This is a genomic window from Streptomyces sp. NPDC001980 (assembly GCF_040296885.1).
Taxonomy (GTDB): domain Bacteria; phylum Actinomycetota; class Actinomycetes; order Streptomycetales; family Streptomycetaceae; genus Streptomyces.
Genome location: NZ_JBEOYD010000034.1, coordinates 55,905 through 76,420, shown reverse-complemented (window position 1 = coordinate 76,420; position 20,516 = coordinate 55,905). Strand labels below are relative to the sequence as shown.

The following is a 20,516-nucleotide window of genomic DNA, read 5'->3' as shown; positions in this document are numbered from 1 at the left end:
CGCGCCCGCCCCTACCTGTTCGTCGCCGCCGCCCAGCGCTCAAGGGCCCGCTTGGCGGCGCCCGAGTCGATCGACTCCGCCGCCTTGTCCATGCCGGCGCGGAGTTGCTCCGCCAGGGTGCCCGTGCCCGGGTCCAGGGCCACCAGGGCCGCCGCCGAGTTCAGCAGCACCGCGTCCCGTACCGGCCCCTGCTCGCCGTCCAGCAGCCTGCGGGCGACCTCCGCGTTGTACGACGGGTCGCCGCCCCGCAGCGCTTCCACGGGGACCAGACCGATGCCGACGTCACGGGGGTCGAAGGTCTCCTCCGTGACCTTGCCGTCGCGGACGATCCAGACGTGGGACGTCGCGGTCGTCGTCAGTTCGTCGAGGCCGTCGTCGCCGCGGAAGACGAGGGAGGAGTTGCCGCGCTCCGCGAAGACGCCCGCGACGACCGGGGCCATCCGCGGGTCCGCGACGCCGACCGCCTGGGCGCGCACCTGCGCGGGGTTGGTCAGCGGGCCGAGGATGTTGAAGACCGTGCGGATGCCCAGCTGGCCGCGCGCGGCACCCGCGTGGCGCAGCGCCGGGTGGAACTTGATGGCGAAGCAGAAGGTGATGCCGGCCTCCTCGGCGACCTCGGCGACCCGCTGCGGGGTCAGGTCGAGGTTGACGCCGAGCTTCTCCAGGACGTCGGAGGCCCCGGACGCGGAGGACGCGGCCCGGTTGCCGTGCTTGACGACCTTCGCGCCGGTGCCGGCCACCACGAGCGCCGACATCGTGGAGATGTTCACCGTCTTGGCGCCGTCGCCGCCGGTGCCGACGATGTCGACCGTGCGGCCCGGCACCTCGATGACGTTGGCGTGCGCGTACATCGTGCGGACCAGGCCGTTGATCTCGTCGACCGTCTCGCCCTTGGCCCGCAGGGCGACGACGAAGCCGGCGATCTGGGCGTCGGTCGCCTGGCCGCGCATGATCTGGTCCATCGCCCAGGCCGTCGCGTCCGCGCTCTGGTCCTGGCCGTACAGCAGCGCGTTCAGTACCTCGGGCCAGGAACGGCCCGCCGCGGTGTCGCCTCCAGCGGGGGTCACAGCGCTCATAAAGCCGCTCCTGATCGTCGTACGGGCAACAGAGGTTCTCAGGCCTACCCTATCCAGCTCCGAGCACGGCGAAGGGCCCCCGTCCGTACACCGGACGGGGGCCCTTCGGCTGTGGCGTGGCGACGCGGTGGATCAGTGGTGGCCGTGGCCGCTCGTGATCTCCTTGTACTCCTCGACAGTCGGCTTCGGGATCTGGTTGTCCTCGCCGTAGTAGGCGTTGCTCAGCTTGGCGCGGAGCTTCTCGGAGCCCTTGATCTTGCGCTCGACACCGTTCTCGTCGACCGCCGGGCCGACCTGGGCCGGCTCGTACTGGTGGTGCGCCGTGAGGGTGTGCAGCTGCTCCTGCGAGAGCGGCTCGTGGACCTCGATGAACTCACCGTGTGGCAGCCGCTTGATGATGCCGGTCTCGCGACCGTGCAGCACCTTCTCGCGGTCCCGGCGCTGCAGGCCGAGGCAGATCCGCTTGGTGACGAGGAACGCGATCACCGGTCCGGCGAAGAAGAAGATCCGGACGAACCAGGTCACGTCGTTGATCGACAGATGGAAGTGGGTGGCGATGAGGTCGTTGCCACCACCGATCAGGCCGATCATGTACACGGTCACCCAGGCGACACCGAACCCGGTACGGGTCGGGGCGTTGCGCGGGCGGTCCAGGATGTGGTGCTCGCTCTTGTCGCCGGTGACCCAGGACTCGATGAACGGGTAGAGCGCGATCGCGCCCAGCACCAGACCGAACAGGACCAGCGGGATGAAGACGCCCAGGACCAGGGTGTGGCCCCAGAAGTTGATCTCCCAGCCCGGCATGTAACGGATCAGACCCTCGGCGAAGCCCATGTACCAGTCGGGCTGGGCGCCGGTGGACACCTGGTCCGGACGGTAGGGGCCCATGGCCCAGATCGGGTTGATCTGGGTGGTCGCCGCGATGGCCGCGATGACACCGAAGACCAGGAAGAAGAAGCCTCCGGCCTTGGCCATGTAGACCGGCAGCAGCGGCATGCCGACGACGTTCTTCTCGGACTTTCCGGGACCCGCGAACTGCGTGTGCTTGTGGTAGAAGACCAGGATCAGGTGGCCCACCACCAGGCCGAGCATGATGCCCGGCAGCAGCAGGATGTGGATCGAGTAGAACCGCCCCACGAAGTCGTGGCCGGGGAACTCGCCGCCGAAGAGGAAGTACGAGATGTACGTGCCGACGATCGGCATCGACAGGATGGCGCCCTCGGTGAAGCGGACACCGGTGCCGGAGAGCAGGTCGTCCGGGAGCGAGTAACCGGTGAAGCCGGTGAACATGCCCAGGACGAACAGCAGGAAGCCGAACAGCCAGTTGATCTCACGCGGCTTGCGGAACGCGCCGGTGAAGAACACGCGCATCATGTGCACGAACATGCCGGCGAGGAAGATCAGCGCGGCCCAGTGGTGGATCTGCCGGATGAGCAGACCACCGCGCACGTCGAAGGAGATGTGCAGGGTCGAGCTGAACGCCTCGGACATCAGCTGTCCCTGGAGCGGGACGTAGCTGCCGTGGTACACCACCTCGTTCATCGACGGGTGGAAGAACAGCGTCAGATACACACCCGTCAGGATGATGATGATGAAGCTGTACAGGCACACTTCGCCCAACATGAACGACCAGTGGTCGGGGAAGATCTTGCGCATGTTGGACTTGGCCAGGGAGTAGATCCCGAGCCGTCCGTCGGCCCAGTCGGCGACACGCTCGCCGGCCGGCGCCGTCCCGCGTTCGCGGGACTCGGTGTTCTCTGTAGTGCTCATCCGCGCTCCCAGAAGGCAGGACCGACGGGCTCGTCGAAGTCGCCGAGCGCCTGGAGGTAGCCCTCCTCGCTCACGCCGATGCGCAGCTGCGGCAGGGCGTGGCCGGCCGGGCCGAAGATCACTCGGGCTCCGTCGGAGAGGTCGAAGGTGGACTGGTGGCACGGGCAGAGCACGTGGTGGGTCTGCTGCTCGTACAGCGAGATCGGGCAGCCCACGTGGGTGCAGATCTTCGAGTAGGCCACGATGCCCTCGTGGGACCACTCCAGCTCGCGCTTGTCCTTGATGTTGTCCGGCTGCAGCCGGATGATCATCAGGGCCGCCTTCGCCATCACGTTCTGGAAGTCCTCCTGGGACTCCTCGACGCCCTCGGGCTTGGCGAAGGTCAGCGAGCCGACGGCGACGTCGGAGGGACGCAGCGGCTCGTTGGTGTTCATGTTGACGAGCAGCTTGCCCTTCGACCACACCGTGTGGCGCAGCGAGGTGCCGGGCAGCGGGCCGAGGTCGCGCAGCAGCACGACGCCGGAGAGCGGGACCAGGGTCAGCGCGCCGAACATCGTGGTGCGGATCAGCTTGCGCCGGCCGATCGCCGACTCCTTCGCGCCCTGCTTGAAGTCGGCCAGGACCTTGGCCTTGACCTCCGGCGGGGCCGAGATGGCGTGCCGCTCGTCGGCGACCTCCACGTCGGACATCAGGGTGCGGGCCCAGTGGACCGCGCCCGCGCCGATGCAGAACAGCGCCGCGCCGAGGGTCAGGCCCAGGGCGAAGTTCAGCGCGCTGATGTGACCGATCGGGAAGACGAAGATCGACTTGTCTTTGGGGATCGTCACATAGGAGGCGATGAAGCCGACGGTGGCCAGCATCGACACCGTGAACAGCATGGCCACGACGCGCTCGGACCGCTTGGCGGCCCGCTCGTCGATGTCCTGGATCCGGTGCTCGTGGGGCGGCAGACCCGGGTCCGAGAAGGGGTCCTTCTCGTCCGCGACGCTCACAGCGCCGTGCGCGTGGTCCTGCTCAGCAGGCAGGTTCTCTTCTGGAATGTCTTGGCTACTCATGACTTCTTGGCCTTTGCGGTCCGAGCGGCGACCCAGACGGCGACCGCGATCAGTGCACCGAGACCGAAGATCCAGGCGAACAGACCCTCACTGACCGGCCCGAGGCCGCCCAGGTTGAGACCGCCGGGGTTCTCCGTGTTGCTGCTGTTGACCGCGTTCAGGTACGCGATGATGTCCTTCTTGTTCTTCTCCGTCAGCGTGGTGTCGGGGAAGGACGGCATGTTCTGCGGGCCCGTCTGCATGGCCTCGTAGATGTGCTTCGGGTCGACACCCTCAAGGCTCGGGGCGAACTTGCCCTTGGTCAGCGCACCACCCGAGCCCACGAAGTTGTGGCACTGCGCGCAGTTGGTGCGGAAGAGCTCGCCACCCTTGGCGATGTCGGCACCGTCCGGGCCGTACTGCTCCGAGGTCGGGACCTCGGGACCGGCGCCCAGCGAGGCGATGTACGCCGCGAGCTGGTCGATCTGGGCCTGGGTGTAGATGTTCTTCTTCGCGACGACCTGCGGGCCCTGCGAGGTGGCGGCCGGCATACGGCCGGTGCCGACCTGGAAGTCGACGGCCGCGGCGCCCACGCCCACCAGGCTGGGGCCGTCGGACGAACCCTGACCGCCGGTGCCGTGGCAGCTGGCGCAACCGACCGAGTAGAGCTTCTTGCCCTCCTCGATGGTCAGGGACTGGGATGTTTCATCGGCCTGCGCCTTGCCCGCGGGTGCGAACGCGGCGTACAGCCCCCCTGTGCATGCCAGCGCGAGGAGTAGGACGACGACCGCCGCCAGCGGATGGCGTCGTCGTGCGGAGAGCTTTTTCACGGATTACCCCGGTGTCAGGATCTTCTGCGTCGATGCTTCTGGAAAGTGCGCTTCTACGGCGCGTGGTGCCGGCCCGGCTACTTGATCAGGTAGATCGTGGCGAAGAGGCCGATCCAGACGACGTCGACGAAGTGCCAGTAGTAGGACACGACGATGGCCGCGGTCGCCTGCTCGTGCGTGAACCTCTTCGCCGCGTAGGTGCGCCCCAGGACGAACAGGAAGGCGATGAGGCCGCCCGTCACGTGCATGCCGTGGAAACCGGTGGTCAGGTAGAACACCGAACCGTACGGGTCGGAGGAGAGGGAGATCCCGTCCTCCTTGACCAGGCTCGTGTACTCGTAGATCTGACCGCCGATGAAGATCGCACCCATGATGAAGGTGACGATGAACCAGCCCCGGAGCTTCTTCACGTCCCCGCGCTCGGCGGCGAACACGCCGAGCTGGCAGGTGAGGGAGGAGAGCACCAGGATCGTGGTGTTGGTCGCCGAGAAGGGGATGTTGAGATGACTCGCCATCTCCTTCCAGTGAGCCTCGCCGGTCACCGATCGCAGGGTGAAGTACATCGCGAAGAGGGCCGCGAAGAACATCAGCTCGGAACTCAGCCAGATGATGGTTCCGACGCTGGTGAGGTTCGGCCTGTTGACCGACGGGTGCGCGTGCCCGGTTTCTACTGTCGTTGCTGTCGCCACGACCGACATTATGTCGGTCGCTTATCTCGCGCTCACTCCGGGGGGTGCCGTTCGGAGTGTCCGCCCCCTGTGTAGTGCCCGGATGGCCCATCGAAGCGGTGTTCCAACAGGTGTTGACGAGGTGTTCAGGGGAGTAGCATCCGGCCCATCGGTCCTGTCCGTACGACGCTGACGTCTCGGAGGAACAATGCAGCCGACCGCCACGGTGCTGGTCTACAGCGACGACTCCAACACCCGCGAGCAGGTACGGCTGGCCGCCGGCCGGCGGCCGGCTCCCGATGTGCCGTTCGTAGAGTTCGTGGAGTGCGCGACGCCCGAGGCGGTCATCGCCGAGCTGGACAAGGGCGGGATCGACGTGTGCGTCCTGGACGGCGAGGCGGTGCCGCTGGGGGGCATGGGGGTGTGCCGGCAGATCAAGGACGAGGTGTTCAACTGCCCGCCGGTGCTGGTGCTGATCGGGCGGCCGCAGGATGCGTGGCTCGCCACGTGGAGCCGGGCGGACGCGGCTGTGACGCTGCCTGTGGAGCCGGTGGAGTTCGCGGGGGCCCTGGCGTCCTTGTTGCGGCAGAAGAGGCTGCAGAGCGCCTAGGAGGGGGCGGGGCGCGGTACGTGCGCGAGTGCCGGTCGGTGCGCGAGTGCCGGTCGTGGGTGGCTGGTCGCGCCCACGCGGCGGCAGCCGCATATCGGATACGGCCCCGCGCCCCTGGTTTCTCACACTGACGTCGGCTGCAGACGTACCGCGTCCTCCGGCCTCGGGCCGTCCGGGGTGCCGTTGGTGAGGGCGCTGCCCTTGCGCCAGTCCTTCCAGGCGAGGTTCCAGTCGCCGAAGCCGTTGCCGAAGTTCTCCATCGTCTTGCCGTTGGAGTTGACGACCTTCACCAGGTCGCCCGGGTGGAAGGTGTCGAAGAACCACTCGGCGTTCGAGGTGTTCATGCCGGTGCAGCCGTGGCTGACGTTCGCGTAGCCCTGGGACCCCACCGACCAGGGCGCGGCGTGCACGTACTCGCCCGACCAGGTGACCCGGGTGGCGTAGTAGACCGGGAGGTCGTACGAGTCCGAGGTGCCCTCGGCGATGCCGACCGTGGTGCCGCGCATGCGTACGAAGTACTGCTTCTCCAGGACGACCTTGACGCCGTTGCGGGTCTCGAAGCCCGGTTTGCCGGTGGTGATGGGGATCTGGTTGATCTCCTTGTCGTCCTTGTAGACCGTCATCTGGTGGGCGCCGGCGTCCGTGACGGCGAGGAGCTTGTCGCCCGTGGTGAGCTTGAGGGGTTTGGCCGCGCCGCCCCACAGGCGGTCGCTGATCCTGACGCCGTCCAGGTTGCTGTGCACCTGGATGGTGGCGTGGGTGGGCCAGTAGTCCTTGGGCCGGTAGTGGAGTTCCTTGTCGCTCACCCAGTACCAGGAGCCCTCCACGGCCGGGACGGAGTCGACCCTGAGGGCGCGCTCGACGATGGCGCGCTGGGCCTTGTCCTTGATCCCGTGGTCGAGTTGGGCGGTGACCGGCTGGCCCACGCCGTACTCGCCCGCCTTGGGGCCGAAGGTGACCTTCAGCGCCTGCCGGGTGGTGGGCGTGCTGGTGTCGAAGGTGAGGATCTTGCGGCCGGGCGCGCCGTCCCGGTCCTCGGTACTGACCTGGACCGTGTAGTGGGCGTTGGCGGCCAGCGGGGAGGTGCTGTGCCAGCGGCGGCCGTCGGCGTCGAGTTCGCCCGCCACGAAGCGCCCGGTGGCGTCCTGGGCCGTGACGTCCGTGATGCGGTCCTCGTCGCTCTTGGCGACGACCTCCAGGGGCTTGTCCGGGTCGGCCCGCTTCCCCGTCCCGGTGGGGGTGTTGAAGGAGATCTGGTCCGCCGCGTCGTACGGCTTGTCCGCGAGGGGGTTGCCGTCCGAACCGCAGGCGGTGACGCCCGCGCCGAGGGCGATCACCAGCAGGGTGCAGCTGACGACGGTACGGGCGCACGGAGAGTGACTCATACTGTCACGCTATGAGATGTTTTCCGGACCGGCGCGGCAGTTAGCCCGGACGGGGGACCGACGCTGCGCCGAAGGCGCGAACGGGCCGGAAACGGCAGGAGCCCGGACTCTCCTGACGGAGGATCCGGGCTCCTGCTGCGTTCGGCGCGTGCCTACTGGGTGCGGTTCTCACCGCGGTAGTACTCGAACACCCAGCCGAAAAGGCCGATCATGATGATGGGTGCCGAGAAGTACAGCAGCCACCAGCCGACCGCGACACCGAGGAAGGCCAGCGCGCCGCCGACGCCGAGGGCGAGCGGCTGCCAGCTGTGCGGGCTGAAGAAGCCGATCTCGCCGGCCTCGTCGGCGACGTCGGCCTCCTTGTTGTCCTGGGCACCCGCGTCGACGCGCGAGGCGGTGAAGCCCAGGTAGAAGCCGATCATGATGCACAGGCCGAAGGCCAGGAAGAGTGCCGTGGTACCGGCCGGTTCCTTCGACCACACGCCATAGACGATCGCGATGACGAGGACGAAGACACTCAGCCACACGAACATGCGGCCCTGGATCTTCACTTGCCGGCCTCCTTGCTGCCCGCGACAGCGGCGACGGCGTGGCCGTGCTCCAGCTGCTCCAGGGCGGCGATCTCAGGGTGGTGCAGGTCGAAGGCCGGCGATTCGCTGCGGATCCGCGGCAGGGTGACGAAGTTGTGCCGCGGCGGCGGGCAGGAGGTCGCCCACTCCAGCGAACGACCGTAGCCCCACGGGTCGTCGACGCCCACCGGCTTGCCGTACTTGGCCGTCTTCCACACGTTGTAGAGGAACGGCAGGATCGACAGGCCGAGCAGGAAGGAGCTGATCGACGAGATCGTGTTCAGGGTGGTGAAGCCGTCCGCCGCCAGGTAGTCGGCGTAACGACGCGGCATGCCCTCGGCACCGAGCCAGTGCTGGACGAGGAAGGTGCCGTGGAAGCCGATGAACAGCGTCCAGAAGGTGATCTTCCCGAGGCGCTCGTCGAGCATCTTGCCCGTCATCTTCGGCCACCAGAAGTGGAAGCCGGAGAACATCGCGAAGACGACCGTACCGAAGACCACGTAGTGGAAGTGGGCCACGACGAAGTACGAGTCGGAGACGTGGAAGTCCATCGGCGGCGAGGCCAGGATGACACCGGTCAGACCACCGAAGGTGAAGGTGATCAGGAAGCCGGTCGCCCAGAGCATCGGGGTCTCGAAGGACAACGAGCCCTTCCACATGGTGCCGATCCAGTTGAAGAACTTCACACCGGTCGGGACCGCGATCAGGAAGGTCATGAAGGAGAAGAACGGCAGCAGCACACCGCCGGTGACGTACATGTGGTGCGCCCACACGGTCACGGACAGACCGGCGATCGAGATGGTCGCGGCCACCAGACCCATGTAGCCGAACATCGGCTTGCGGGAGAAGACCGGGATGACCTCGGAGATGATGCCGAAGAACGGCAGGGCGATGATGTACACCTCTGGGTGTCCGAAGAACCAGAAGAGGTGTTGCCAGAGCAGTGCCCCGCCGTTTGCCGCGTCGAAGACATGTGCCCCGAATTTCCGATCCGCCTCCAGCGCGAACAGCGCGGCGGCGAGGACGGGGAAGGCGAGCAGGACCAGGACGGCGGTCAGCAGCACGTTCCACACGAAGATCGGCATGCGGAACATCGTCATGCCGGGTGCACGCATGCAGATGATCGTGGTGATGAAGTTGACCGCACCGAGGATGGTGCCGAAGCCGGAGAAGGCCAGACCCATGATCCACATGTCGGCGCCGATGCCCGGCGAGCGGACCGCGTCCGACAGCGGCGAGTAGGCGAACCAGCCGAAGTCCGCGGCTCCCTGCGGGGTGAGGAAGCCGCCGACCGCGATGGTCGAGCCGAACAGGTAGAGCCAGTAGGCGAACATGTTCAGCCGCGGGAAGGCGACGTCGGGAGCACCGATCTGGAGCGGCATGATCCAGTTCGTGAAGCCGGCGAACAGCGGCGTCGCGAACATCAGCAGCATGATCGTGCCGTGCATCGTGAACGCCTGGTTGAACTGCTCGTTCGACATGATCTGCAGACCGGGGCGAGCGAGCTCGGCGCGCATCAGCAGCGCCATCACACCGCCGATCAGGAAGAACGCGAACGACGTGACCAGATACAGCGTTCCGATGGTCTTGTGGTCGGTGGTGGTGAGCCACTTGACGACCACGTTGCCGGGCTGCTTGCGCCTGACCGGCAGCTCATCTGCGTAAGAGCCCTCAGCTGCCGCGGCACCCTGGGGTTCGTTGAGGATGCTCACAGGTTGTTCGTCTCCCGGTTCTTCTCGTGGCTCGTCTGCGCGATGCCGGCGGGAATGTAACCGGTCTGCCCCTTCTTGGCGAGGTCCTTGAGGTGCTGCTGGTAGCGCTCGGGCGAGACGACCTTCACGTTGAACAGCATCCGGGAGTGGTCGACGCCGCAGAGCTCGGCACACTTGCCGAGGAAGGTGCCCTCCTGGTTCGGAGTCACCTGGAACGCGTTGGTGTGACCCGGGATGACGTCCATCTTCATCAGGAACGGGACCACCCAGAAGGAGTGGATGACGTCACGCGAGGTGAGGACGAAGCGGACGGTCTCACCCTTGGGGAGCCAGAGCGTCGGACCGGGGTTGCCGGTCTGCGGGTTCTTCGTGCCCGGCGTACCGACGTCGTAGACACCGCCGGCGTTGGCCGGGAACGCGTCCTTGAACCGGGTCGGAATGGCGTCCAGGTTCTTGTCGGTCTTCGCGTCGCCGGTGACACCGTCGACGGGCGTGATGTAGTTGAAGCCCCAGCTCCACTGGAAGCCGACGACGTTGACCGTGACGTCCGGCTTCTTGTCGGTGAGGCTGAGCAGCTTCGTCTCGTCGCGCGCCGTGAAGTAGAACAGCACCGAGACGATGATGAGCGGCACCACCGTGTACAGGGCCTCGATCGGCATGTTGTACCGGGTCTGGGCCGGGACCTCGATCTTGGTGCGGCTGCGCCGGTGGAAGATGGCGCTCCAGATGATCAGACCCCACACCAGCACGCCGACGGCGAGCGCGGCGGCCCAGGAGCCCTGCCACAGGGAGAGGATCCGCGGAGCCTCTTCCGTGGTCGGGGTGGGCATACCAAGGCGGGGGAAGTCCTTGTATGTGCATCCGGTAGCGGATGCCAGGACCAGGCCCGCGGTCATTGCCTGCAGCAGCTTCCGCCGCATCGGGCGCCGCGGCGAGCGGTCGGAGCCGTTGGGACTCACGTAGCGCCTTCCCGAGAGTCTCGCCCGCGCGGTCGGCTGCGGCCTTCTCGCTGGTCGGTCGCCGCCCTGCGTCGGGCAGGGGTTTGGATGTTTATGCGGACCAAACCCTAGCCGACGCCCTCCGGGGGTTCGCGGGGAGGGGGGCATACGCGTCGCCTGTCACTCGGTTGGGGTGGGAATGGGCGCCCAATAGCTCGGGTTGTCGCGGTTTGCGGTGCGGGTGCGGGTGCGTTGTGGCTGGTCGCGCCCCGCGACGGAGCCGCACATGGGCACAGCCCCGCGCCCCTGATTTCCAACCGACGATTTAACGTTGCCGTGTGTCCTACTTTGACGCTGCGTCCGCTGCCCCGCTCCATCCTGTTGCCCGCCAGGCGTTGTTGGCATCGCTTGACGACGGGTGGGCCGATTCCTCCCGGCTGTACCGCGAAGGGCGTAAGGCGCGCATGCTGCTGGACGCCGCTCGGGAGGCGGCTGCCGAGGCTGTCGGTTGCCGGGCGGACGAGCTGGTTTTCACCTCTTCCGGGACGCGGGCCGTACACACAGGCATCTCAGGTGCGTTGGCCGGTCGGCGCCGTACGGGGCGTCACCTGATCGTGTCAGCCGTCGAACACTCCTCGGTGCTCCATTCGGCCGAGGTGTTCGAGGCGGAGGGTGGACAGGTGACCCAGGTGCCGGTGGAGCGGACCGGCGCGGTGGAGGTCGGCGCCTACGAGGCGGCGCTCCGCCCGGACACCGCGCTCGCGTGCCTCCAGTCCGCCAACCACGAGGTGGGGACCGTGCAGCCGGTGGCGGCGGTGGCCGAGGTGTGCCGGGCGGCCGGAGTGCCGCTGCTGGTGGACGCGGCGCAGTCGCTGGGGTGGGGGCGGGTGGCGGGCGACTGGTCGTTGCTGACGGCGAGCGCCCACAAATGGGGCGGGCCGAGCGGGGTCGGGCTGCTGGTCGTCCGCAAGGGGGTGCGGTTCGCCGTCCAAGGGGCCTCGGACGAACGGGAGTCGGGGCGGGCGCCCGGCTTCGAGAACCTGCCGGCGATCGTCGCGGCGGCCGCCTCGCTGCGGGCCGTACGGGCGGAGGCCGAGCGGGAGGCCGTACGACTGCGGGAGCTGACGGCACGGATCCGCGCGCGGGTACCGGAGTTGGTGCCGGACGTGGAGGTGGTGGGCGACGCCGAGCAGCGGCTGCCCGGGATCGTCACCTTCTCCTGTCTCTATGTCGATGGAGAGACATTGCTGCACGAGCTGGACCGGGAGGGCTTCTCGGTGTCTTCGGGGTCGTCCTGCACGAGCAGCACGCTGACGCCGAGCCATGTGCTCAAGGCGATGGGCGTACTGAGTGAGGGAAATGTGCGGGTGTCACTGCCGGCGGGGGCGGCCGAGGGGGATGTGGAGCGGTTCCTGGAGGTGCTGCCGGGGGTGGTGGCGGGAGTGCGGGAGAAGCTGGGCGCCCCGATGCCGACGGCCGCCGTGCCGCAGGCGGAGGAAGTCGTCGTCGACTCACTGGGCAAGCGGTGCCCGATCCCGGTCATCGAACTGGCGAAGGTCATCGGCACCGTGCCGGTGGGCGGCAGGGTGCGGGTCCTGTCCGATGACGAGGCGGCGAGACTGGACATCCCGGCGTGGTGCGAGATGCGGGGCCAGGAGTATGTCGGCGAGGAACCGGCCGAGCAGGGAACGGCTTACTTGGTACGCCGGCTCACCTGAGCGCCCCTGAAAGGGGCGCGGGGTTGCGCGACCAACCCCCACGCCCCCGCACCCGAAACTCAGACCAGGTAGCCCCGAACCTCTTCCGCGGCCTCGTCCCCGTACGCCTTGGTGAACCGCTCCATGAAGTGCCCCCGACGCAGCTGGTACTCCTGCGTCCCCACGGTCTCGATGACGAGCGTCGCGAGCATGCAGCCGACCTGGGCCGCCCGCTCCAGCGAGACCCCCCACACGAGGCCCGAGAGGAACCCGGCACGGAACGCGTCGCCGACGCCCGTCGGGTCGGCCTTGCGCTCCTCGTCGGGGCAGCCGACCTCGATCGGGTCCTCGCCCACCCGCTCGATACGGACGCCGCGCGCACCCAGCGTCGTGACCCGGTGGCCGACCTTGGCGAGGATCTCCTCGTCGCTCCAGCCGGTCTTCGTCTCGATGAGCCCCTTCTCGTACTCGTTGGAGAAGAGGTACGTCGCGCCCTCCAGCAGTATCCGGATCTCGTCGCCGTTCATCCGGGCGATCTGCTGGGAGAAGTCGGCGGCGAAGGGGATGGACCGGGTCCGGCACTCCTCCGTGTGGCGGAGCATGCCCTCCGGGTCGTCCGCGCCGATCAGGACCAGGTCGAGTCCGCCGACCCGGTCGGCGACCGTCTTGAGCTCGATCAGGCGGGCCTCGCTCATCGCGCCCGTGTAGAAGGAGCCGATCTGGTTGTGGTCGGCGTCGGTCGTGCACACGAAGCGCGCGGTGTGCAGGGTCTCGGAGATGCGGACGGAGTCCGTGTCGACGCCGTGCCGGTCGAGCCAGGCCCGGTACTCGTCGAAGTCGAAGCCCGCCGCGCCGACCAGGATCGGCCGGGTGCCGAGCTGTCCCATGCCGAACGCGATGTTCGCGCCGACGCCGCCCCGCCGTACGTCCAGGTTGTCGACCAGGAAGGACAGCGAGACCGTGTGCAGCTGGTCCGCGACCAGCTGGTCGGCGAAGCGGCCGGGAAAGGTCATGAGGTGGTCGGTGGCGATGGAGCCGGTGACTGCGATGCGCACGGCTGGGACTCTCCTGAGGGGGAGGCGTTATTGACAGTTAACGCTACCGGGTCCGGGTGGGCGCCCTGAAGGTGCCAAAACTACCCGATAGTAGATCTTTCTTCGCGGCACCTGGCGTGCTTACGGTTCCGTCATGACGAACCTCAAGGTGCATGCCCCCGCTCCGGCCGACCTCGACGGCGACCTCGCGTCGCTGCGCGGGGACTGCGCCCGGATGGCTCCGCACTGGGCTGTTCCCGATCACAGCGATGCCCGTCCGGTGCCGCCCTCACTCATCCACGGGGTGACCGTGCCGAAGAAGTCCGCCAGACTCCTGGACGCGATGTCCGACTACGGCGACTGAGTCCCGCCCGGCGCGTTTCCAGGGAACCGCGCGCTCCCCTCCCGCGTCCCATCGCCGTCCCCCGTGCAGGGGAGGCGGGATACGACACGGCAAGGAGCGATGCGGTGAAGAGCGAGCGACCCGAGAACGACGACGGCGCGGCCGCGGGCAGCACCGGGGAGCACCCCGAGGCCCGGCAGGCCACGGAGTCGCCGGAGGCTGCCGAGGCCGAGGTGGCCGCCGACGCCGGTGCCGACGCGCAGGCCCCCGCGGAGTCCGCCGAGGGCGCCGTGGCAGAGGCTCCGGAGCCGGACGTAGCCCCCGAGCCGGACGTGGCCCCTGCCGCCGCTGCCCCCGACGCTCCCGACGCTCCCGACGCTCCCGAGACGTCAGCGGCCGAAGCCGAGCCCGAATCCGGGCCCGAGCCCGAGGCCGATCACCCCGCCCCCCGCCGCCGCTCCCCCGCCCTCGTCGTCGCCTCCGTGGCCGCCGCCGTCCTCCTGGTCGGCGGAGGTGGTGCCTACCTCGCCGCGAACACGGGCTCCGACTCCGACTCCGGCGGCGGTACGACCACGGGCGCGTCCGGCGGTTCCACTCCCCCGCCCCTCGCCCTGGACGGTTACTCCTCCGGCGGCAACGGCATAGCCCCGGGCGAGCCCAATCCCTACGGGGTGACGTACAAGGCGAGCGGAACGCTCCCCGCAGGCCCCGGGTCGGCCACCGTGTACCAGCCCTCCGGCGAGGTCTCCAAGGACCGGGTCGCCGCGCTGGCGAAGGCGCTCGGGATCGAGGGGACCCCGGTGGCCGAGGGCCAGGTCTGGAAGGTGGGCACCGACAACGACGGCTCGGGCGGGAGTCTCCAGGTGAACCGGGCCGCCCCGGGCATCTGGACGTACAGCCGCTACGCCCCGGGCACCGACAACTGCAAGAGCGGCCTGGTGTGCACGCAGGACCCGGCGGCGCCGGCCGGTGACCCGGTGAGCGTCGGCGACGCCGAGCAGGCCGCGGCGCCGGTGCTGAAGGCGCTCGGCCAGGACGCCGCGAAGCTCGACGCGAGCCAGGTGATGGGCGCCCAGCGGGTGGTGAACGCCGATCCGGTGGTCGGTGGGCTGCCGACGTACGGCTGGACGACCGGGCTGACCGTGAGCAAGCAGGGCGAGGTGGTCGGCGGCAACGGGATGCTGGCGACGCCGGCCAAGGGCGACACGTATCCGGTGCTGGGCGCCGCGAAGACGCTGGAGCTGATGAACGCGGCGCCGCGCTCCGACCACCGGATGGGCATCGGCGGCTGCGCCAGTTCCGTACCGCTGAAGGACCGGCTGGAGCAGCCGTGCGCCGCGTCGACGTCGTCCGCGTCGACGTCGTCCGCGTCGACGTCGTCCACGGCCTCGGCCGTGATCGAGAAGGCGGTGTTCGGGCTCGCCGCGCAGTCCGTGGCCGGGCGGCAGGCGCTGGTGCCGTCCTGGCTGTTCCAGGTGCGGGGGGCGGCGGACTCGTACACCGTGACCTATCCGGCGGTGGACCCGAAGTACCTGGCCTCCTCGTCGACGCCGACCCCGTCGGCGAGCGCGAGCGCCTCGGCGGGGACCACGAAGGACGTGAAGGTGGACGGGTACACGACCGATGACCGCGAACTGGTCGTGGCGTTCACCGGCGGGGTGTGCGCCGACTACAAGGTGACGGCGGACGAGGGCTCGGAGCAGGTGGTGGTGAAGGTCACCGCTACGCCCTGGCCGGACAAGATCTGCGTGATGATCGCGAAGCAGTACCACCAGGCGGTGCGCCTGGACGCGCCGCTGGCCGACCGGAAGGTGGTCGGCACGGACGGCAAGGCCGTCCCGAAGGAGAAGTCGACGACGCTGAGCCCGCAGCTGGGCTGAGCACACGCACAGCACGGAACGACGAAGGCGGCGGCCCCTCACCACGAGGGGCCGCCGCCTTCCTGCTGTGTGCCCTTCGGTTCAGCTGAAGGAGTCGCCGCAGGCGCAGGAGCCGGTCGCGTTCGGGTTGTCGATCGTGAAGCCCTGCTTCTCGATGGTGTCGACGAAGTCGATCGACGCGCCGCCCAGGTACGGGGCGCTCATGCGGTCGGTGACGACCTTGACGCCGCCGAAGTCCTTGACGACGTCGCCGTCGAGGGAACGCTCGTCGAAGAAGAGCTGGTAGCGCAGGCCGGAGCAGCCACCGGGCTGGACGGCGACGCGCAGAGCGAGGTCGTCACGGCCTTCCTGGTCGAGCAGGGCCTTGACCTTGGCCGCGGCGGCGTCGCTCAGGATGATGCCGTCGGTGGCGGTGCTGGTCTCGTCCGATACGGACATCTACATCTCTCCCGGGTTGTACGGAGACTGCTTGCCGACGAGTGCAACCGGCGGGTCCGCTGATTCATTCCGGGCCGGCATGCGCGTTCTCGCGTTTTTCCTACGTCTTCATGCTCGCACATGCCCGAAGTGACGCACAGCAGTCGCCGTGGCCACCCACGGCGACCTGCGCACAAGGCGACCACCCCGCGTCCATCTGGCGGCCACCCTCCCGTTCGGCGCCGGGATTGATGTCACATCGACGCTATGGCCATCGTCAAAGTGACGTGAAGCAGTTATGATAGATAACGTCAGAACGACGAAAAGTAGAAAGGGTGCGTGTCGTGACCACCGCCCAGACCACGGAGCTCGACGTACAGCCGACTCCGCTCGCCCTGCTGCTGCTCGGCCGTGAGGCCGACCCGAAGAGCGAGCGGGGCGTCGAGTGTCCCGGCGACCTGCCCTCGCCGTCCGACCCGGACCTGGTCGCGCGTGCCCGCGCGGCCAAGGAGAAGCTCGGCGACAAGGTCTTCGTCCTCGGCCACCACTACCAACGCGACGAGGTCATCCAGTTCGCCGATGTCACGGGCGACTCCTTCAAGCTGGCCCGGGACGCCGCCGCCCGCCCGGAGGCCGAGTACATCGTGTTCTGCGGTGTGCACTTCATGGCCGAGTCCGCCGACATCCTGACCTCGGACGACCAGAAGGTGGTGCTCCCCGACCTCGCGGCCGGCTGCTCCATGGCCGACATGGCCACGGCCGAGCAGGTCGCCGAGTGCTGGGACGTGCTGACCGAGGCCGGGATAGCCGAGCAGGTGGTCCCCGTCTCGTACATGAACTCGTCCGCCGACATCAAGGCGTTCACGGGCAAGCACGGCGGCACCATCTGCACCTCGTCGAATGCTCAGCGCGCCTTGGAGTGGGCCTTCGAGCAAGGCGAGAAAGTGCTGTTCCTGCCCGACCAGCACCTGGGGCGCAACACCGCCGTCCGGGACATGGGCATGTCCCTGGACGACTGCGTGGTCTACAACCCGCACAAGCCGAACGGCGGCCTGACCGCCGACCAGCTGCGGGCGGCGAAGATGATTCTCTGGCGCGGCCACTGCTCGGTGCACGGCCGCTTCAGCCTGGACTCCGTCGACGACGTGCGCGAGCGCATCCCGGGCGTGAACGTCCTCGTCCACCCCGAGTGCAGGCACGAGGTGGTGGCCGCCGCCGACTACGTCGGCTCGACGGAGTACATCATCAAGGCCCTGGAGGCCGCCCCGGCCGGCTCCAAGTGGGCCATCGGCACCGAGCTGAACCTGGTCCGCCGCCTCGCGAACCGTTTCGCCCCCGAGGGCAAGGAGATCGTCTTCCTCGACAAGACGGTCTGCTTCTGCTCCACCATGAACCGCATCGACCTCCCCCACCTGGTCTGGACCCTGGAGTCGCTGGCCGAGGGCAACCTGGTCAACCGGATCGAGGTCGACAAGGAGACCGAGGCGTTCGCGAAGCTGGCCCTGGAGCGGATGCTGGCGCTGCCGTAGCCCGGGGCTCGTGGCCGACAGCTCGTGGTTGACCCAGGGGCGCCCCTTTCGAGGCAAGGGGGCGCCCCTCCGCCGTGCACGCCCCTACGGCTCCGGCCGCTGCAGCCACTCCAGCAGTTCGTCATGGCGCAGCTGGTACACCGTGCCGGCCGACCTCAGCAGGCCCCGGTCGTGGCACCAGCCGAGGAACCCGGCCAGGCGCCACGGCAGCCGGCCCCTGGTCGCGGCGAGCACACCGAGGTACTGGCGGCCGGTGATCGCGACGAAGCCCGGTCCGGCGGCCAGGCCGCAGGCAACGGCCGTGACGGCGGCGAGCGGCCAGGAGACCCGCAGCCAGTCGACGAACAGCAGCGCGTAGAGCGTCAGGCCCGTCATCATGGCGCCCGCCGCCAGCCCGGCCATCGTGTCGTTGCGCAGCGGCGACAGCGGGGTGGGCACCCCCGGCTCGTCCGGGTCGGGTTCGCCGCCGCCCCGGCGCCGGGCGGCTCGCAGTCCCGCCTGCACCCCCACCACCAGTCCGATCGCGCCGGCACCGCAGCCGGCCAGGACGCCGACGAAGTCGCCGAGCCCGCCGGCCGCCAGTCCGGAGACCACCGTCACCGCCAGGGCGGTCGGTGCCCCCACCAGGAGCAGCCGGTCCCGATCGACGTCCGCCCGTACCGACAGGGCCAGGCCGAAGCCGAAGACGAAGGCGAAGCCACCACCGGCGCCCAGTGCGAACCCCTGGCCGAACAGCGGTATCAGGGGCAGCATGAGCACCCCGCCCGTCACAGCGCCCAGGACGACCCGGACCCGGGCGAACCGGCCGCGCAGCCGCCGGAACATCATCCGGCGTGGCTGCGCGAAGGGGGCCCGCGCCTGCCAGGCCGAGGCGAGCGGCGCCGGCGTCAGCAGCAGGAGCAGCACCAGCCCCGGCAGGGGCAGCTGGTTCCGCCGGTCGAAGCAGAGCGCCAGCAGGACGAGGGCGGGCAGCCAGCAGGCCAGGGTGATCGCGATCGCGGCGTACCGGGCGGCGCGGGGCCCGGCGACCGGCCAGAGGGTGTGGATCTCCAGGCCTCCGGAGCGCGGGGCGCCGTCGCCCGCTTCGGCCGGGGCCCGGCTGCCGCCGGGGAGGCTCGCGGCGAGCAGCCGCAGCCACCGGGACACCGCCTGTGGCTCGTAACGACGGCGGCGCTCCGCGGGATCCGGGGCGCACGCGGTGGGGATGAGTTCTTCCAGGAGGGCGTCGCGCACCCGCTGCCGTCCCTCGCCGGAGTCCGGGATGCCGGTGAGGGAGCCGAGCCGCTCGACTCCCGGCTCCGAACGGGAGACCAGCGAGGCGAGGGTCAGCATCCACGGGGAGGACAGTTCGGCGGCCGTGGCGGTGCCGGGGGCGAACAGCTCGGCCTCCAGGGCGCGCAGCGGCGCCTGGTTCATGGCCCGGTCGACCAGGTAGCGCGCCCCGTCGGCGGCGCCCACCCGTTCGATGCGGACGGTGGCGCAGTCCGGCAGGCGATGTCCGGCGCGGCTGAGCCGCTCGTGTTCCGCGGCACGGCAGGTCAGGACCAGCGGGCCCTCGAAGGTCTGGAGCCGTTCCAGGGCCGCGGCCGCCCTGGACTGCCCGCCGCCGGGTGGGTCGAGTTCGTCGAGACCGTCCAGGACCGGCATGATCCGGCCGGTGCCCAGCAGTTCCCAGGCCGTCGAGTCGGAGCCGTCGAGGTAGTCCCGGGCCATGCGCGCGGTGAACCAGTCGGGGAACGGGACGCTGGTGTCCCAGTCCGAAAGGCCCAGCGGGACCGGTACCGGCCCGCCGTACGTCTGGTCGCCGAGCAGCCGGTGGACCAGTTCGTGGGCGAGGAGCGTCTTGCCCGCGCCCGGTCCGCCGGTGATGACGAGCCGCCTCGGTACGAGGGCCTCCAGGTAGTCGGCGATGCTCGCGAAGTCTCCGCGCGGCCAGGCACGTTCCGCGTCCCGGCCGCCCTGCGGCACCGTGGTGAAGGCGACGTTGATGGCCTTCTTGTCACCGCCCAGCAACTGCCTGCGGCGGCGTGCCACCTCGCCCCGGACGGCCTGGGCCAGCCGGCCGGCGGCGGCGTCCCAGCCGGCTCCCGTCCGGTCCGGGGCACGCCGCCGGACGATGGTCCAGGCCGCCATGACGCCGGCGAACAGCGAGCCGATCGTCCAGACGGCGGCCACCGGCCGCGGGCCCAACCCGACGAGCAGCAGCACCGTCACCGCCCCGCCCATGGCGGGCAGCACCACGTCCTCCCGTATCCGGTGCTGCCATGGCTGCGAAGGCATGCCGATCGCCGCTCGGGCGGGCCCGGCGGCCGCGTCCGGTGCCGGGCCGCCGACGTCCTCGAGGACGAGGTGCACGCCGTAGGTCTCCAGGGTCTGCCGGAATCCGGGCAGTTCGGCGAGGGCGGTGACGGGGACGGCGTCGAGCACGCCGGGGGCCACCGGCTTCTCCGCCCGGACCACGGCGACGAGATGCGGTCCGCACAGGACGGCCGTTCCGGAGCTGCCGCGCCACCCGGCCCGGCCGGGTACGACGCCCGTGTCGACGTGCACCGTGATCATCCCGGACTTCATGCCGTGCAGGGGGTCCACATGGCCCCGGACCGGCATGGTGTCCCGCTCGTGCGGCGAGCGTCGGGCGGCGTCGGGGAATCCCAGGCCGAGGCAGGGGATGCGGTCACGCCCGATGACCCGGCCGAACCGCACGGGCGGTCCCGGCGGCGGCCGCCAGGTCTGCTCCGTGATCCGCAGCAGTGCGGCGTCCGCCAGGTCGGGCAGGGCCGGCCCGGCCTCCGCCGGCAGCCACACCACCTCGGCCGGGACCCACTCGGTGCGCCCCAGCGGGTCGAGCCGGCGGACCTCGGCCCCGCTGCCGGCCCGGGTGCCCTCCAGAACATGACAGGAGGTCAGCACCACGTCGTCACCGAGCAGATAGCCGCTCCCGGTCCGTCGTCCGGCCGGGTTCCAGATCTCGACGACCCTTGCCTCGTCCATCCCCCGTCCCGTCCGTCAGCGCGTGCGGTGTGC

General features: G+C 69.5%; 17 protein-coding genes. 5 read left to right on the top strand and 12 right to left on the bottom strand.

Translation table 11 applies throughout. The annotated features are described in order from the left end of the window. Window positions 1-11: 11 nt before the first annotated feature. The 5 genes from trpD to ctaE all read right to left on the bottom strand — a co-directional run bounded on the left by trpD (window position 12) and on the right by ctaE (window position 5,408). Window positions 12-1,076: an anthranilate phosphoribosyltransferase gene (gene trpD, locus ABT137_RS37800; RefSeq protein ID WP_351715868.1), complete on the bottom strand. Its 1,065-nt coding sequence runs from the start codon at window positions 1,074-1,076 to the stop codon at window positions 12-14. Between the two features lie 132 nt (window positions 1,077-1,208). Continuing rightward, window positions 1,209-2,846: a cytochrome bc1 complex cytochrome b subunit gene (gene qcrB, locus ABT137_RS37795; RefSeq protein ID WP_351715866.1), complete on the bottom strand. Its 1,638-nt coding sequence runs from the start codon at window positions 2,844-2,846 to the stop codon at window positions 1,209-1,211. After that, a complete protein-coding gene (gene qcrA, locus ABT137_RS37790; RefSeq protein WP_351715864.1) occupies window positions 2,843-3,901 on the bottom strand; it encodes a cytochrome bc1 complex Rieske iron-sulfur subunit in 1,059 nt (352 codons plus the stop codon). The genes qcrB and qcrA overlap by 4 nt, the downstream gene beginning before the upstream one ends. After that, window positions 3,898-4,710 (bottom strand): cytochrome bc1 complex diheme cytochrome c subunit, encoded by an 813-nt coding sequence (gene qcrC, locus ABT137_RS37785; protein ID WP_351715862.1) that lies wholly within the window; start codon window positions 4,708-4,710, stop codon window positions 3,898-3,900. Before qcrC ends, qcrA begins: the two co-directional genes overlap by 4 nt. Window positions 4,711-4,787: 77 nt before the next feature. Then, window positions 4,788-5,408: an aa3-type cytochrome oxidase subunit III gene (gene ctaE / locus ABT137_RS37780; RefSeq protein WP_123977821.1), complete on the bottom strand. Its 621-nt coding sequence runs from the start codon at window positions 5,406-5,408 to the stop codon at window positions 4,788-4,790. Between the two features lie 178 nt (window positions 5,409-5,586). Between ctaE and ABT137_RS37775 the strand changes: the two genes are divergently transcribed. Beyond that, window positions 5,587-5,988 (top strand): response regulator, encoded by a 402-nt coding sequence (locus tag ABT137_RS37775; RefSeq protein ID WP_351715860.1) that lies wholly within the window; start codon window positions 5,587-5,589, stop codon window positions 5,986-5,988. Between the two features lie 122 nt (window positions 5,989-6,110). Here the strand turns inward: ABT137_RS37775 and ABT137_RS37770 are convergent, their stop codons facing one another. The 4 genes from ABT137_RS37770 to ctaC form a co-directional block, all read right to left on the bottom strand. Continuing rightward, the gene (locus ABT137_RS37770) at window positions 6,111-7,373 is read right to left on the bottom strand and encodes a L,D-transpeptidase (RefSeq protein WP_351715858.1); all 1,263 of its coding nucleotides are present in this window, start codon (window positions 7,371-7,373) and stop codon (window positions 6,111-6,113) included. A 152-nt stretch (window positions 7,374-7,525) separates the two neighbouring features. Further along, entirely contained in the window at window positions 7,526-7,924 is a 399-nt protein-coding gene (locus tag ABT137_RS37765; RefSeq protein WP_093503960.1) for a cytochrome c oxidase subunit 4, read from the bottom strand. Beyond that, entirely contained in the window at window positions 7,921-9,654 is a 1,734-nt protein-coding gene (gene ctaD / locus ABT137_RS37760; RefSeq protein WP_351715856.1) for an aa3-type cytochrome oxidase subunit I, read from the bottom strand. The genes ABT137_RS37765 and ctaD overlap by 4 nt, the downstream gene beginning before the upstream one ends. Next, window positions 9,651-10,613, bottom strand: a complete 963-nt coding sequence (gene ctaC, locus ABT137_RS37755; RefSeq protein WP_351715855.1) for an aa3-type cytochrome oxidase subunit II — start codon at window positions 10,611-10,613, stop codon at window positions 9,651-9,653. The genes ctaD and ctaC overlap by 4 nt, the downstream gene beginning before the upstream one ends. Before the next feature lie 317 nt (window positions 10,614-10,930). Here ctaC and ABT137_RS37750 point away from each other — a divergent pair, with 317 nt between their 5' ends. Further along, entirely contained in the window at window positions 10,931-12,310 is a 1,380-nt protein-coding gene (locus tag ABT137_RS37750; protein WP_351715853.1) for a cysteine desulfurase/sulfurtransferase TusA family protein, read from the top strand. A gap of 59 nt (window positions 12,311-12,369) precedes the next feature. Here ABT137_RS37750 and ABT137_RS37745 read toward each other — a convergent pair whose 3' ends face one another. Next, window positions 12,370-13,344 (bottom strand): carbohydrate kinase family protein, encoded by a 975-nt coding sequence (locus tag ABT137_RS37745; RefSeq protein ID WP_351715851.1) that lies wholly within the window; start codon window positions 13,342-13,344, stop codon window positions 12,370-12,372. A gap of 133 nt (window positions 13,345-13,477) precedes the next feature. Here ABT137_RS37745 and ABT137_RS37740 point away from each other — a divergent pair, with 133 nt between their 5' ends. Continuing rightward, a complete protein-coding gene (locus ABT137_RS37740) occupies window positions 13,478-13,687 on the top strand; it encodes a hypothetical protein (RefSeq protein ID WP_093503947.1) in 210 nt (69 codons plus the stop codon). A 104-nt stretch (window positions 13,688-13,791) separates the two neighbouring features. Then, complete coding sequence (locus ABT137_RS37735) at window positions 13,792-15,546, top strand: hypothetical protein (RefSeq protein ID WP_351715849.1); 1,755 nt, start codon at window positions 13,792-13,794, stop codon at window positions 15,544-15,546. A gap of 81 nt (window positions 15,547-15,627) precedes the next feature. Here the strand turns inward: ABT137_RS37735 and ABT137_RS37730 are convergent, their stop codons facing one another. Next, entirely contained in the window at window positions 15,628-15,984 is a 357-nt protein-coding gene (locus ABT137_RS37730; protein ID WP_030951236.1) for an iron-sulfur cluster assembly accessory protein, read from the bottom strand. 323 nt (window positions 15,985-16,307) lie between these two features. Between ABT137_RS37730 and nadA the strand changes: the two genes are divergently transcribed. Continuing rightward, window positions 16,308-17,492 carry a quinolinate synthase NadA gene (nadA, locus tag ABT137_RS37725; protein ID WP_351715847.1) on the top strand — a complete coding sequence of 395 codons (1,185 nt, stop codon included), beginning with the start codon at window positions 16,308-16,310 and terminating at the stop codon, window positions 17,490-17,492. Window positions 17,493-17,576: 84 nt separating this feature from the next. Here the strand turns inward: nadA and ABT137_RS37720 are convergent, their stop codons facing one another. After that, window positions 17,577-20,483, bottom strand: a complete 2,907-nt coding sequence (locus tag ABT137_RS37720) for a hypothetical protein (RefSeq protein WP_351715845.1) — start codon at window positions 20,481-20,483, stop codon at window positions 17,577-17,579. Window positions 20,484-20,516: the final 33 nt, after the last annotated feature.

What these genes read in the sequence shown, in the direction of transcription:
- ABT137_RS37740 (WP_093503947.1), top strand. Translation starts at nt 13,478, where the DNA reads ATGACGAACCTCAAGGTGCATGCCCCCGCTCCGGCCGACCTCGACGGC.
- ABT137_RS37720 (WP_351715845.1), bottom strand. Translation starts at nt 20,483, where the DNA reads ATGGACGAGGCAAGGGTCGTCGAGATCTGGAACCCGGCCGGACGACGG.
- ABT137_RS37770 (WP_351715858.1), bottom strand. Translation starts at nt 7,373, where the DNA reads ATGAGTCACTCTCCGTGCGCCCGTACCGTCGTCAGCTGCACCCTGCTG.
- ABT137_RS37730 (WP_030951236.1), bottom strand. Translation starts at nt 15,984, where the DNA reads ATGTCCGTATCGGACGAGACCAGCACCGCCACCGACGGCATCATCCTG.
- qcrB (WP_351715866.1), bottom strand. Translation starts at nt 2,846, where the DNA reads ATGAGCACTACAGAGAACACCGAGTCCCGCGAACGCGGGACGGCGCCG.
- qcrA (WP_351715864.1), bottom strand. Translation starts at nt 3,901, where the DNA reads ATGAGTAGCCAAGACATTCCAGAAGAGAACCTGCCTGCTGAGCAGGAC.
- ABT137_RS37775 (WP_351715860.1), top strand. Translation starts at nt 5,587, where the DNA reads ATGCAGCCGACCGCCACGGTGCTGGTCTACAGCGACGACTCCAACACC.
- ctaE (WP_123977821.1), bottom strand. Translation starts at nt 5,408, where the DNA reads ATGTCGGTCGTGGCGACAGCAACGACAGTAGAAACCGGGCACGCGCAC.
- trpD (WP_351715868.1), bottom strand. Translation starts at nt 1,076, where the DNA reads ATGAGCGCTGTGACCCCCGCTGGAGGCGACACCGCGGCGGGCCGTTCC.